The sequence below is a fragment of the Streptomyces abyssalis genome (genome assembly GCF_001751365.1).
Lineage (GTDB): Bacteria > Actinomycetota > Actinomycetes > Streptomycetales > Streptomycetaceae > Streptomyces > Streptomyces abyssalis.
In genome coordinates this window covers 252141-264673 of record NZ_LJGT01000036.1, presented here as the reverse complement: position 1 = coordinate 264673, position 12533 = coordinate 252141, and the positions used below count along the sequence as shown (strand labels likewise).

The 12533-nt window shown below is 72.3% G+C and carries 12 protein-coding genes; 9 read left to right on the top strand and 3 right to left on the bottom strand.

Annotated elements, in window-relative coordinates; genetic code table 11:
* Window positions 1–14: 14 nt before the first annotated feature.
* From AN215_RS01965 to AN215_RS01955, 3 genes are read left to right on the top strand one after another with little or no spacing between them, the layout of a single operon-like run.
* A complete protein-coding gene (locus AN215_RS01965; protein ID WP_070012575.1) occupies window positions 15–434 on the top strand; it encodes a phage holin family protein in 420 nt (139 codons plus the stop codon).
* The gene (locus tag AN215_RS01960; protein WP_070012576.1) at window positions 431–826 is read left to right on the top strand and encodes a DUF3618 domain-containing protein; all 396 of its coding nucleotides are present in this window, start codon (window positions 431–433) and stop codon (window positions 824–826) included. The genes AN215_RS01965 and AN215_RS01960 overlap by 4 nt, the downstream gene beginning before the upstream one ends.
* A gap of 5 nt (window positions 827–831) precedes the next feature.
* Window positions 832–1092, top strand: a complete 261-nt coding sequence (locus AN215_RS01955) for a DUF4235 domain-containing protein (RefSeq protein ID WP_070012750.1) — start codon at window positions 832–834, stop codon at window positions 1090–1092.
* A gap of 126 nt (window positions 1093–1218) precedes the next feature.
* Here AN215_RS01955 and AN215_RS01950 read toward each other — a convergent pair whose 3' ends face one another.
* Window positions 1219–1899 carry a lysophospholipid acyltransferase family protein gene (locus AN215_RS01950; protein WP_070012751.1) on the bottom strand — a complete coding sequence of 227 codons (681 nt, stop codon included), beginning with the start codon at window positions 1897–1899 and terminating at the stop codon, window positions 1219–1221.
* A 305-nt stretch (window positions 1900–2204) separates the two neighbouring features.
* Between AN215_RS01950 and AN215_RS01945 the strand changes: the two genes are divergently transcribed.
* From AN215_RS01945 to AN215_RS01935, 3 genes are all read left to right on the top strand, one after another.
* On the top strand, window positions 2205–3362 hold the full coding sequence (locus AN215_RS01945; RefSeq protein ID WP_070012577.1) for a glycerophosphodiester phosphodiesterase: 1158 nt from the start codon (window positions 2205–2207) through the stop codon (window positions 3360–3362).
* 127 nt (window positions 3363–3489) lie between these two features.
* Window positions 3490–4065: a sigma-70 RNA polymerase sigma factor region 4 domain-containing protein gene (locus tag AN215_RS01940; protein WP_070012578.1), complete on the top strand. Its 576-nt coding sequence runs from the start codon at window positions 3490–3492 to the stop codon at window positions 4063–4065.
* Window positions 4066–4186: 121 nt separating this feature from the next.
* Window positions 4187–4714 (top strand): GNAT family N-acetyltransferase, encoded by a 528-nt coding sequence (locus AN215_RS01935; RefSeq protein WP_070012579.1) that lies wholly within the window; start codon window positions 4187–4189, stop codon window positions 4712–4714.
* A 75-nt stretch (window positions 4715–4789) separates the two neighbouring features.
* Here AN215_RS01935 and AN215_RS01930 read toward each other — a convergent pair whose 3' ends face one another.
* Both AN215_RS01930 and AN215_RS01925 read right to left on the bottom strand, forming a co-directional pair.
* Window positions 4790–5194 carry a hypothetical protein gene (locus AN215_RS01930; RefSeq protein ID WP_107374264.1) on the bottom strand — a complete coding sequence of 135 codons (405 nt, stop codon included), beginning with the start codon at window positions 5192–5194 and terminating at the stop codon, window positions 4790–4792.
* A gap of 97 nt (window positions 5195–5291) precedes the next feature.
* The gene (locus AN215_RS01925) at window positions 5292–5663 is read right to left on the bottom strand and encodes a hypothetical protein (protein ID WP_070012581.1); all 372 of its coding nucleotides are present in this window, start codon (window positions 5661–5663) and stop codon (window positions 5292–5294) included.
* 323 nt (window positions 5664–5986) lie between these two features.
* Here AN215_RS01925 and AN215_RS01920 point away from each other — a divergent pair, with 323 nt between their 5' ends.
* From AN215_RS01920 to cobT, 3 genes are all read left to right on the top strand, one after another.
* Complete coding sequence (locus AN215_RS01920) at window positions 5987–6637, top strand: GNAT family N-acetyltransferase (protein ID WP_070012752.1); 651 nt, start codon at window positions 5987–5989, stop codon at window positions 6635–6637.
* 241 nt (window positions 6638–6878) lie between these two features.
* Window positions 6879–8213 carry a precorrin-6y C5,15-methyltransferase (decarboxylating) subunit CbiE gene (gene cbiE, locus AN215_RS01915; RefSeq protein WP_070012582.1) on the top strand — a complete coding sequence of 445 codons (1335 nt, stop codon included), beginning with the start codon at window positions 6879–6881 and terminating at the stop codon, window positions 8211–8213.
* Between the two features lie 254 nt (window positions 8214–8467).
* Window positions 8468–12340 (top strand): nicotinate-nucleotide--dimethylbenzimidazole phosphoribosyltransferase, encoded by a 3873-nt coding sequence (gene cobT, locus AN215_RS01910; RefSeq protein ID WP_070031088.1) that lies wholly within the window; start codon window positions 8468–8470, stop codon window positions 12338–12340.
* Window positions 12341–12533: the final 193 nt, after the last annotated feature.

The window sequence follows — 12533 nt, the reverse complement described above, 5'->3', positions numbered from 1 at the left end:
CGAGGCGAGACGCGATGATCGGATCTGTGCGTCACCGGCCGGAAGAGACGAACCACAGCACCGTCGCCGAGCTGACCAAGCAGGCTTCGCAGCAGCTCAGCGACGTGGTGCGCAGCGAGATGCGTCTTGCGCAGGCCGAGATGAAGGAGAAGGGCAAGCGCGCCGGCTTCGGCGGAGGCATGTTCGGCGGAGCGGCGGTCATGGGGCTGCTGGCCCTGTGGGCGCTGGTCTTCGCGGCGATCGCGGGCATAGCCGTGGCGCTGCCCGTATGGGCCGCGGCCCTGATCGTCGCCGGCGGGCTGCTGCTGGTGGCCGGTGTGCTGGCGCTGGCGGGGAAGCATGAGCTGGGCTCCGCCGCCCCGCCGAAACCCGAGAGGACCATCGACAGTGTGAAGGCGGATGTCGATGCGATCAGGGAAGGAGCCCACCGATGACGCGCAAGTCCGGCACGGCGACCGACAGTCAGCAGCTGCGGGCGGAGGTGGAGCAGGCCCGCGAACAGCTGGCGGAGACGGTCGCGGAGCTGGCGGGCAAGGCGGACGTGAAGGCGCACGCGCGGGAGATGGCCGCGCACGCCAAGTCCAAGGCCTTGTTCGAGGCGAACGAGGCCAAGGTCAGGATGCAGCACACGGCGGAGAAGGCCGCCAACGGCAGCTTCGCCAAGCCCGGCGCTGCGATGGCAGCCGTGGGTGCCGTCGGCGCCGCCGCCCTGGCGGCATATCTGATCCTGCACCGGCAGCACGGAACGCCTGGCAAACACGGAACGCACGGCAAGCACTGGATGCACGGCAAGCACTGGAAGTGCGGGAAACACGGGAAGAGGTGAGCGGCGTGGTCAAGCTGCTCTACAAACCCTTCGGGATCCTCTTCGGCCTGCTCGGCGGCATGATCGCCAGTGCCCTGTTCAGCAAGGTCTGGAAGGCCGTCGCCCACGAGGACGACGCACCGGACGCCGGCGACGAGGAGCGGCGCCTGAAGGAGATCCTGCCGGCCGTCGCACTCAAAGGGGCGATCGCCGGCGTGGTCAAGGCGGTCATCCACCGTGGAGGCGCGACCGGCGTGCGCGGTCTGACGGGGACCTGGCCCGCCTAGCGCCGCGCCCCCCGGGCAGAGCCGACCGAGCTGACCCGGCAGACACACGGAGAGCGCCCGGACCGCATCGCTGCGGGCCGGGCGCTCCCGTGTGTCTGCTCGGTGGCGCCGCCGGTGGTGCCTCTGTCAGGCGGCCTTGGCCTTCGTCGCGTACACGTCCACGTACTCCTGCCCGGACAGGCGCATGACCTCGCTCATCACCTCGTCCGTCACGGCGCGCAGCACGTAACGGTCGCGGTCCATGCCCTCGTAGCGCGTGAAGTCCAGCGGTTCGCCGAAGCGCACGGCGATGCGGCGGCCGGGCGCCGGGCGGGGCAGGCCCTTTCCGCCGGGCTGGATGGAGTCCGTCCCGATCATCGCGAAGGGCACGACGGGTGCCCCGGTCATCAGCGCGAGACGGGCGATGCCGGTACGGCCGCGGTAGAGACGGCCGTCGGGGGAGCGGGTGCCCTCCGGGTAGATGCCGAAGATCCTGCCCTCCTCCAGCACCCGGCGCCCTGTCATCAGGGCCGCGACGCCTCCCCGTCCGCCGTCGCGGTCCACGGGGATCATGCCGACGCCGGTGAAGAACCACGCCATCAGACGGCCCTTGAGGCTGCCGCCCTTCACGTACTCGTCCTTGCCGATGAAGAACACCTGACGGTGCGTGACCAGAGGCAGCACCATCGAGTCGATGAAGGTGAGGTGGTTGCCGGCGAGAATCACCGGGCCGGAACCGGGAATTCGCTCCGCCCCTTCCACCTGCGGGCGCAACAGCACCCGCAGCAGCGGGCCGAGCAGTGCCTTGATCAGACGGAAACGGGACAACGGTTCCTCCGGTCGGTGACGGTCGCGCGCGAACCCGCGCAGGTGAGGACGATACTTGCCGCTCTCGGCGGTGCGCACACCGGGGTCATCGGACCGATACACGGAGTTGACACGGAATACCGTCTCTTCGCCGCCTCTCGGTGCCGTGCCGGAGTGCGTCGGAGTGTCATCTTGGCCGTGTTTCCCGCATGTTCGGCCCTACGCCTCCCTTCCGTACGTATGGCCGACCTACGATCAGCCAGTCGTCCGCCGGACCACCGCGTTCGGCCGGACGGGACAGATCTGGGACGAGCTGAGGAGAGCCGATGGGACAGGAGCAGCAGCCGGGTCGGAGACTCGTGCTCGGAGCGGCCGTGCTGGGCGCCGCGGGCGCCGCCGCGGTCGGTACGGGCGGGAGCGCGCTCGCGGACGACAGGAGCGGGGGACGCGGGAAGGACCGGCACGGAGGGCGGCTGCCGGTACCGGCCGTCGTCGCTCACAGGGGCGCCAGCGGCTACCGCCCCGAGCACACCTTCGGCTCCTACCAACTCGCCTTGGACATGGGCGCGGACGTGATCGAGCAGGACCTCGTGCCCACCAAGGACGGGCATCTCGTCTGCCGTCACGAGAACGACATCACCGCCACCACCGACGTCGCGGACCATCCCGAGTTCGCCGGGCGCAAGACGACCAAGAAGGTCGACGGCAAGGACCTCACGGGCTGGTTCACCGAGGACTTCACCCTCGCCGAACTGCACACGCTGCGCGCGAAGGAACGCATCCCGCAGACCCGTCAGCGCAACACGCTCTACGACGGGCGCTGGGAGGTGCCGCTCTTCGAGGACGTCCTCAAGTGGGCGCACAAGGAGGGCAAGCGCCGCGGCCGCCCCGTGTGGCTGCACATCGAGACCAAGCACCCCACCTACTTCCGCAAGCTCGGCCTGGAACTGGAGCCGCGGCTGGCGAAGCTTCTGCGCAAGTACGGACGCCACCGCGAGGACTCGCCGAACTTCGTGCAGTCCTTCGAGCCCAGCAGCATCCAGAAGCTGAAGAAGCTGGTCCGCTGCCCCGGCGTCTGCCTGCTGGACGCGCCCGCCTCGCGGCCCTGGGACTTCGTGGAGGCCGGCGATCCGCGGACCGTCGCCGACCTGGTCAAGCCCGAGGGGCTGAAGTGGATCGCGCGGTTCGCCGACGGCATCGGTCCCGTGGTCGACCTCGTCATCCCGAAGAACCCCGACGGCAGCCTCGGTGAGCCGACGACGCTCGTACGGGACGCGCACGCACGCGGCCTGGTGCTGCACCCGTACACGATGCGCAACGAGAACACATTCCTGCCCGCCGACTTCCGGCGTGGCACGGACCCGAACGCGTACGGCGACGCCTTCGGGGCCTTCAGCGCCTACTTCAAGACGGGCATCGACGGCATCTTCACCGACAACCCCGACACCGGACTGCTCGCGGCGGAGGACTTCCGCTCCCGCTGAGTCCTCCGGAGCCGAAGGCTCCGGCCTGGGGTCGACCCCAGGCCGGAGGCTCCGGGGGAGTCACCCACAGGGGTGGCATCACCGCCGTACGGCAACCGCGGCCCGCTTCCGGGGCGTTGCGACCGGCATGGACCACCGCTCAGCCGACCGCTCGGCCGACCGATCAGCCCACGCCGCAACCGGCGTACCGGAACCCTCGCTGCCGCCCGGTCCGCTGCGGCGGCTCCTCGCCGCCGAATGCGCCGCGGAGGCGGCAGCGGCGGGCGAGGACCCGGAGGACCTGCAACAGGCGGTATGGCTGCGCTGGCTGGAGGCCCGAAGGTCCGGACGGGCCGTCGCAGGCGCTGCTGACGGCGCCGCACCGTCCGCGCGCTGGCTGCGCCGTGCCGTACGGGCCGAGGCACGCCGCGCCCGGCGCCGTGCGGCACTGGAGATCCCGCTGCCCGGTCGCGGCCTGCCGTCCACCCCGGCGGCGGAAGTCACCGTCCTCGCCGTCGAGCAGCGGCGCCTGCTCGCCGCCGCCGTCGCCCGTCTTCCAGGGCCGTGCCCGGCGCTGATGCGCGCGCTGTTCTCCGGCAGGGACCTCACCTACCCCGAGATCGCAGGCGAGTTGGGAATGTCACAGGGCAGCCTCGGCCCGGTTCGTTCCCGATGTCTGGGTTGCCTGCGCACAATGCTCGCGGCGTCGGATTGCGCCAGGTGAACTTGGGGGAATGCTGCGGGAAGCAATCGGCGTCACATCAGGGCAGACAGTCCGGGCACGGCCACCCTCGTACATCCGGCCCGAGCCCGGACGCACCATGACAAGGGGAGGCAGGGCGCACATGGGCATGAGCGTGACCATCTCTGCGGCGGTCGACGGCGACGCCGAGCAAATCCTCAAGCTCCAGTACCTGTGTTTCCAGAGCGAGGCGGAAGCCTACGGCGACTACGCCATCGCTCCCCTCACCCAGACCCTGGAAGGGCTGCGCGCCGAGATGGCAGCGGGCTGCGTGCTGGTCGCGCGCCTCGGCGAAGAGGTCGTCGGCTCGGTACGGGGCGCGGTCGACGACGACGGCACAGCGCGGATCGACAGGCTCTGCGTGCACCCCCGGCTGCAGCGGCACGGTCTGGGCGGGCGGCTCCTCGCCGCCATCGAGGACCGGCTGGCGGCCGAGCGTGACGCCAAGCGCTACCAGCTCGTCACCGGCCACCGCAGCGAGGGCAACCTCCGGCTGTACCGGAAGTACGGCTACACCACGACCGGCAGCACCGGGAAGGACCGGCAGGTGAAGCTGACGTCGATGACGAAGGACGTCGGCGGCGCCGCAGGGGGCCCTGGCGGTTCTGCGGCTGTCCGCGCAAGCGCCTGAGTCCGGCAGTGGGGCCCCTGACGGGGCCTCCGCGGCGGCCTGGCGAAGCCCGTACGCGCGGTGCTCCTGCGGCGGTCAGTCACCGACGGCGGCCGGGCCGCCGTGTGAACGGGACCGGCGCAGCCACAGCAGCCCCGTCACGGGCAGGATCACCGGAATGAACAGGTAGCCCATTCCGTAGTCCGACCAGACGGTGGCGTCCGGGAAGGCGGACGGTTCCACGAGCGTCCACGTGCCCACCGTCAGCACGCCCAGCAGCTCCACGCAGCAGCAGCCGAGCGCGGCCCTGCGCGCCCTCTCGCCTCCCCGTACGAGTGACAGGGTGATGAAGGCGTACACGAGGGCCGCCGCGGCAGACAGGAGATAGGCCAGCGGCGCCTCGTCGAAACGGGTCGCAAGCTGCACGGCCGAGCGGGAGGCGGCACCGACCGTGAAGATGCCGTAGAGGGTGACGAGCAGTGTGCCGGGGCCCTTGCCGATGCCCGCGCTCCGCGCCGGTGCGTTCGAAGCCCGCCGGGCGGTGGCGTCGGAGTCTGACGGACCGCCGCCGGGGTCCCGCGGCTCCCGCGGCGGTGTCTCAGGCGCCACCTCCGCCTCCCCAGATCTCGTGCAGCCGCGCCTGGAGCACCGCAAGCACGACTGCCCCGGCGGCGACGGTGAGTGAGCCCCACTTGGTGCGCTCCGTCAGCGAGATGAGGCCCACCACCGGTACGCAGGCCGCGACGGCAGCCAGATACGCCACGAAGATGACCGTTCCCTCGGCGGCGTCCTCTCCGCCTGCCAGCCGCACGATGCCGACCGCGAGCTGTGCGAGGGCGAGCACCGACACCACGGCCATGCCGATGAAGTGCCAGTCCTTGGTGGGCTGGTCGCGGTAGGCCGCCCAGCCGCACCAGACGGCCAGGGCGAGCGCCGCCACGGCGAGAGCGACGGTGAGCGGGGTGAACACCCCGCGAGTCTAGAAGGGGTGCCGTACGCCCCGGCGTCCGGGACCGGTGAAGTGCGGCTCGACCGGATGCACGCCGGATGCATGCCGGATGCCGCCCGTGCGCAGGTCCCCGTATCGACAAGTCGGTATGCCGCGCCGCGTCCCGCCTGCGAAGGGATCTCCGGCACTGCGCACACCGCGTCCGATGCTGCATGCTGTGCACTGCGGCAATCGTCTGGTGCACCCAGGACCCCCGCCGGCGGTCCACCCAGAGCGGCCTGCAGACCGCGCGGTGGTCTTCTGGGGAGCGACACCCCAGCCCCTCGATCCGTATGGAGCGGCACATGACTTCGACCTTTCCGGACGTCTCGATCAGCACGGACCGTCTCGTGCTGCGCCCGTTCGAGGAAGCGGACGTGCCCTCGCTCACGGAGATGATGCGTGACGAGCTGGTGGCCGCCTGGACCACCGTGCCGGTGCCCTACCGGGACGCCGACGCACGGGAGTTCATCCTGCGGCGCGCGCCCGCGGTGCGCACCGAGGGTGACGGCATCGTCTTCGCCGTCACGGAGTTCCTCACCCAGCGCCTGGTCGGCATGGTCCAGCTCGGCCACACAGACTGGCGCGTCCTGGCCGCCGAGGTCGGCTACGTCACGGCGCCCTGGGCACGCGGCGAGGGTTACGCCTCCGAGTCGGTGCTGGCGCTGGCCCAATGGCTCTTCCAGGACCAGAAGTTCGAGCGGATGGAGCTTCGCACGGCCGCGGACAATACCGCCGCGCAGCAGGTCGCGCAGAAGCTCGGCTGCATCAGCGAGGGGGTGCTGCGCAACGCCTGGATAGCGCGCACCCGCACAGAGGACGGCGGCTGGGCGGAGATCCGCACCGATCTGCTCGTGTGGAGCCTGCTGCCCGAGGATCTGGAAGGCATCCAGGAGGAGCTGGCCGACGCCGGCGGCTACGCACCGTACCCGGACTGGCTGCACTCACCGCGGTAGAGCCCCGGCTGGTTCCGCGTCACGGTGTGCCGCGGACCGGAAGCCTCAGCGGGAAGTCGTGGCGGGCCGGCGGAGGCGGAGGCGAAATCGCGGCGAGGATTGGGGAACGGGCGGACAGGCTGCACGAATTCCGTCGTACGCCCGCATATCCGGAACCGTCCGCCCCGGCCTTAGCCCCAGGCCGCCGCAGAGGTAGGCTCGACGAGCCCCGACCTGCGACGAGCCCAGGAGAGACGCACCGATGGCAGACCGCGTCACCGTGATCGGGTGGGACGGTTCGCCTCTGTCAGGCGCCGCCCGCTCCGCCCTCGGCGCGGCCACGCTCGTCGCAGGTGCCGCACACCATCTCCGGATGCCCGAAGTCCCGCCGCACGCAGAGCAGATCCAGCTCGGCAGCGTCTCCCTGGCTGCGCGGCGCATCGCTCGCCACCGCGGCACCGCCGTCGTCTTCGCGGACGGCGACCCCGGCTTCTTCGGCGTCGTACGAACGCTGCGCGATCCCGAACACGGTCTCGAGGTGGAGGTCGTCCCGGCAGTCTCCGCGATGGCCGCCGCCTTCGCCCGTGCCGGGATGCCGTGGGACGACGCGCAGCTCGTGGTCGCCAACTCCCGTACGCTGCGGCACGCGGTCAACGTGTGCCGGGCCCACACGAAGGTCGGCGTGCTCACCTCCCCGGGTGCGGGCCCCGCCGAACTCGCGCTGATGCTCGGGCCGGTGCACCGTACCTTCGTCATCTGCGAGGCCCTGGGCACGTCGCAGGAGGAAGTCACGGTCCTCACCTCGGACAAGGTCGCCGACCACACCTGGCGCGACCCGAACGTCGTGATCGTGGCGGGCGGTTCGACGGCACCCGCCCCGCCGCAGCCCACGGGCACGGGAGCCGGCAACGGCACGCCCGGGCAGGGTGCGCACGGCGGCGGATGGCTCGCCGCGCACGGTACGGACTACCCGCCCGCAGTACGGGGTTGGGCACTCCCGCTGTCCCGATACGCGGACGGCGGGAGCGCCGAGGCCGGCGAGGCGGCCGAAGCCGGTGAGGCCGGTCGAGGCGGCCTCGCGCGTGCCGCCGCACCCGTGCGCGCGAGTGAGTCGCAGCAATTGCGCGCCGGCCAGCTCGCCCGGCTCGGGCCACGCATCGGCGACCTCGTGTGGGACATCGGCGCGGGCAGCGGCGCCCTGGCTGTGGAGGCCGCACGCTTCGGCGCCGCCGTCATCGCCGTCGACCGCGACCTGGACGCCTGCGCCCGTACGGCCGCCGCGGCGCGTCGGTTCGGCGTACAGCTGGACACCGTGCACGGCACGGCTCCGCAGGTCCTCGAGGATCTGCCGGAGCCGGACGTGGTGCGCGTGGGCGGAGGAGGCGTCCCCACGGTCGCGGCCGTCGCCGACAGACGCCCGGGCCGCATCGTCACTCATGCTGCGACACGGGACGAGGCGGAGGCCGTCGGGAGGGCGCTCGCGGAAGGCGGTTACGCCGTGGAATGCGCCCTGCTTCAGTCCGTCGAGCTGGACACCACGGAGTGGGTGGAAAGTGAACGAGCTGTCGTTTTTCTGCTGGCCGGTGTCCGGACCTGAACCTCTGTGGCCAGTTCGTGACGGACCACGACGAAGTGCTGTTTCTCACCCTTCGGGGGACGGAGGTCAGCTCAGCCCCGGGTAGGCTGACGGATCGTTGTGCCGCCGTGCGGTGTTGAGGGTTCGTCCGTCAATGTCCGGACGGCGCGTGGGGGAGAACGTGCCGCACCTGGTGCGCGCTCGTTCTTCATCTACGAAGCCAGGCGGCTGTCCGCAGGGCTGGAAGAAGCACTACCGATGCGCGAGGGGTACGCATGACTGACACCGGCCAGATCCCGGGTGAGGGGCAGCCGGAGAATGCAGGCGGGCAGCCGGACGGCGGACAGCCGGGTCTTCCGGTGGACGGCGGCTACTCCTACGCGGCACCGGACGCAGGCTTCGGCGATGCGGCGACTCCCGAAGCCGCCCCCGCCGGCCCGGAGTTGCTGCTGCCGGGCTCGCACGGTGCGTGGCACGACCCGCAGGCCTCCGCAGGCGCCCAGCCGCAGCCGCAGGTCCCGGGCGGCCAGGACCCATATGCGCAACAGGACCCGTACGCCCAGCACGACGCGTACGCCCAGCAGGACCCCTACGTGCAACAGGGCCCGTACACGCAGGAGTTCTACGGGCACATGGACGCCTACCAGCCACAGCAGCCGCCCTTGCAGCAGCAGCCCCAGCCGCAGCCGGAGACAGGTGCGCAGCAGTACGAGCCCGCCCCCGGCACCACCGCCCACGTGCCCGGTCCGCACGAGACGGACGGGCGTGACTCCGGCGCGATCGACGCCAGTTCGGTCCGGGCGGCCTACCCGGAAGATCAGCAGACCACCACTCCGGCGCAGGGGACGCCACGCGACCGGACGCCTCCCCGCCGTCCGCTCCACCTGGGGCCGCCCGAGCCGGAGCAGTCGGGGGCGGTGCGTCCGCTCTCCGACCGCGGGCTCGGCGGCCGGCCGGGCGGGTCCGCGCAGAACGCCGCCCCAGCCACGGGACCTGCGCCAGGACCTTCCGCGCAGTCCCGGAAGGCGGTGCCGCAGCCGCCCGCGCAGGCACAGCCGCAGGTTCAGCGGCAGCCCGAAGTCACCGCTCAGCAGGGCGAGTCCGCTCATGGGTACGACAGCACCCCGCGGCGGGACGACGCCACCGCGGGCGGCCCCGAGTATCTGGATCTCACACAGGAGAACCCCGAGCCGCTCCCGGGGCCTCAACTCGGTGCGCTGCCACCGCAGAACGAGGCGTGGGCGGCCGGCGGCAGTCCGTCAGGTGACGCGGAGGCACCCGTCCGGGCCCAGGAAGCCATGGCGCTCGCCGGTCCCCAACTGGCCGCGTCCGCGCAGGGGAACGCTCCTCAGCCCGCCCCGGCGCAGGAGCAGGCCGGGCCCGCCGGGCCCGAAGCCGCGGTGCGGCAACCCGGAGATGCCGCGGCTGCGGCATCGGCTCCGGCGGCCGCGACGCCGTCAGCCGGAACGCAGGACGAGCAGACTGCCGCGTCCCGTTCCGGCGGCGGCCGCAAACGCAGGCACCGCCGCGCGAAGGACGAGAGCAGCAACGAGAGCACCGGCACCGGCAACACGTGGGTCTCTTCCCCGGGTTCGACTGCGGTGGAGGCGATCGAACCCCAACAGCCCGGTACCGTCACGCCTGTTGACGGTGACGGTTCGGCCACACCGCCGCCCGGGGAGCTGCCGCGCGCGGAGGACGCCGCACCGGTGGCGGAGGAGGCGAAGATCCCTGCCCAGCAGCCTGCGGTGGAGGCGGGCGAAGGAGCCGCACCGGCTCAGGAAGCCGCACAGGCCGGGTCCGGTACCGCTCCGGCGCCCGAGAACATCGCCGGTATCCCGGCCCAGCAGACCCGGCATGTCGCGACAGCGGCAGTACAGAGCCCCCAGGCCCAGGCGGGCGGCGCCACGGGTGTCGCCCGGGACGGCGGCGCGCAGAACCTCACGGAGGGACCACCGCAGCCCGAGGCAGAGGCCACGGTGCCGAGACAGGGGCAGCACGCAGCCGTGGAGGCCGGGCCTCAGCCGGAGCCCGCCGCCGCGCAGGACGTCGCGGCGGCGGAGTCCGCGCCCGCGCCCGGAACTGAAGCCGGGGCTGAAGCCGCGCCCGGCACGGCACCCGGGTCCGCTCCCGCCGCCGGGGAGGCACAGCAGGCGGAGGTCGCAGCCGTGCCAGTACCCGCCGATCTCATAAGCGAAGACGCCGCGGAGGGCAGCGCATCCGCCGCCGCACCGGCACCCGGGCCGGATGCGGCTGATGAGGACCCTGCCACGGCCGCCGGTACGGGAACGGCTCCCGGAGACGAAGCGGAGACCGAGGCGGGGGCAGCAGCGGAGACCGGCCCGGAGACCGGGACCGACGCCCCGGAGAGTGCGGGCGAGGCCCAGCCCGAAGCTCCTCCTGCCCCGACGGGCCCGCCCGCCCCTGGCTACGCCGACGACGAGCGCGAGGCCGTACACCGTCTGATGCGCGAGCGCCGGGACATCCGCAACGGATTCCGCCCCGACCCCATCCCGCACGAGGTGCTGCTGCGCGTCCTGGAGGCGGCCCACACCGCGCCCAGCGTCGGCCACTCCCAGCCCTGGGACTTCGTGGTCATCCGCTCCGAGGAGACCCGGCGCGCCATGCACGAACTGGCCGAGCGCCAGCGGCACGCGTACGCCGAGTCCCTGCCGAAGGCGCGGGCGAAGCAGTTCAAGGAACTGAAGATCGAGGCGATCCTCGACACCCCCGTCAACATCGTCGTCACCGCGGACCCGACCCGTGGCGGCCGGCACACCCTCGGCCGTCACACACAGCCGCAGATGGCCCCGTACTCCTCGGCGCTCGCCGTGGAGAACCTGTGGCTGGCGGCCCGCGCCGAGGGGCTGGGCGTCGGCTGGGTCAGCTTCTTCGACGAGCGTGAGATGGTCCGCGCGCTGGAGCTGCCCGAGCACCTGGAGGTCGTCGCCTACCTGTGCGTCGGTTACGTCGACGAGTTCCCGCCCGAGCCCGAACTGGCGCAGGCCGGCTGGTCCAAGCGCCGTCCGCTGTCCTGGGTGGTGCACGAGGAGTCGTACGGACGCCGTGTACTGCCCGGTGCCGAGCCGCAGGACCTGCTCTCCGACACCGTCGCCGCCATCCGTCCCCTGGACGCCAAGGCGCTCGGTGAGGCGTGGGAGCGGCAGAAGCGGATGACCAAGCCGGCGGGTGCGCTCGGCATGCTGGAGATCATCTCCGCGCAGCTGTGCGGCCTTTCACGCAAGTGCCCGCCACCGCTCCCGGAGCCCGCCGCCGTCGCGATCTTCGCGGGGGACCACGGGGTGCACGCCCAGGGAGTGACGCCATGGCCGCAGGAGGTCACGGGCCAGATGGTCGCCAACTTCCTGGGCGGCGGCGCCGTCTGCAACGCGTTCGCGAACCAGGTCGGCGCCGAGGTCTGCATCGTCGACGTCGGCGTGGCGGCCGAACTTCCCTCCACGCCCGGCCTGTTGCCGCGCAAGGTCCGCGCGGGCACCGCCGACATGACACAGGGTCCTGCCATGACCCGTGAGGAGGCGCTGCGCGCCGTCGAGGTGGGCATCGAGACCGCACGCGACCTTGTCGCCGCGGGCAACAGGGCGCTGCTCACAGGTGAGATGGGCATCGCCAACACCACGGCCTCCGCGGTGCTCGTCGCCGCGTGCACGGGCGCTGACCCTTCCGAGGTGACCGGCCGCGGCACGGGCATCAACGACGAGACGCACGCACGCAAGGTCGAAGTGGTACGCCGCGCTCTCGAATTCCACCAGCCCGATCCGGAGGATCCGCTGGGGATGCTGGCGGCCGTCGGCGGGCTCGAACACGCGGCGCTGGTCGGGCTCATCCTCGGCGGCGCGTCCCTCCGTACGCCGGTGATCCTCGACGGAGTCAGCGCGGGTGCCGCCGCCCTGGTCGCGCGCTGCGTGGCGCCGGAGGCCCTGGCCGCGTGCATCGCGGGGCACCGCAGTTCCGAGCCCGGGCACGTGGCCGCTCTCACCAAGCTCGGGCTCCGCCCGCTGGTCGACCTGGACCTGCGGCTGGGGGAGGGCACGGGCGCCCTGCTGTCGCTGCCGATGGTGCAGAGCGCCGCGCGTGCCATGCACGAGGTCGCGACGTTCGACTCGGCGGGAGTCACTGGCAAGGGCTGAGAAGGGGCGTGTCCGCCCGGCAGGTGCGGGCTGCGTCACCGCGCCATGCCCTGCCGCGCCTCCGGGTCCGCGCGCGTGCTCGCCTGTTGTGCCTCCCCTGCGTGCGCGGGCGGACGGCGCCGCCACCGGCCCGGACCCCCGTCACCGCGTGCGGTCGTCCTGCCTCCGGCCCCGCGCCGTCCTGCAGTGATCC

Coding starts and splice junctions, on each gene's coding strand:
- AN215_RS01945 (WP_070012577.1), top strand. CDS start 2,205: ATGGGACAGGAGCAGCAGCCGGGTCGGAGACTCGTGCTCGGAGCGGCC.
- AN215_RS01940 (WP_070012578.1), top strand. CDS start 3,490: ATGGACCACCGCTCAGCCGACCGCTCGGCCGACCGATCAGCCCACGCC.
- AN215_RS01920 (WP_070012752.1), top strand. CDS start 5,987: ATGACTTCGACCTTTCCGGACGTCTCGATCAGCACGGACCGTCTCGTG.
- AN215_RS01965 (WP_070012575.1), top strand. CDS start 15: ATGATCGGATCTGTGCGTCACCGGCCGGAAGAGACGAACCACAGCACC.
- AN215_RS01935 (WP_070012579.1), top strand. CDS start 4,187: ATGGGCATGAGCGTGACCATCTCTGCGGCGGTCGACGGCGACGCCGAG.
- AN215_RS01960 (WP_070012576.1), top strand. CDS start 431: ATGACGCGCAAGTCCGGCACGGCGACCGACAGTCAGCAGCTGCGGGCG.
- cobT (WP_070031088.1), top strand. CDS start 8,468: ATGACTGACACCGGCCAGATCCCGGGTGAGGGGCAGCCGGAGAATGCA.
- cbiE (WP_070012582.1), top strand. CDS start 6,879: ATGGCAGACCGCGTCACCGTGATCGGGTGGGACGGTTCGCCTCTGTCA.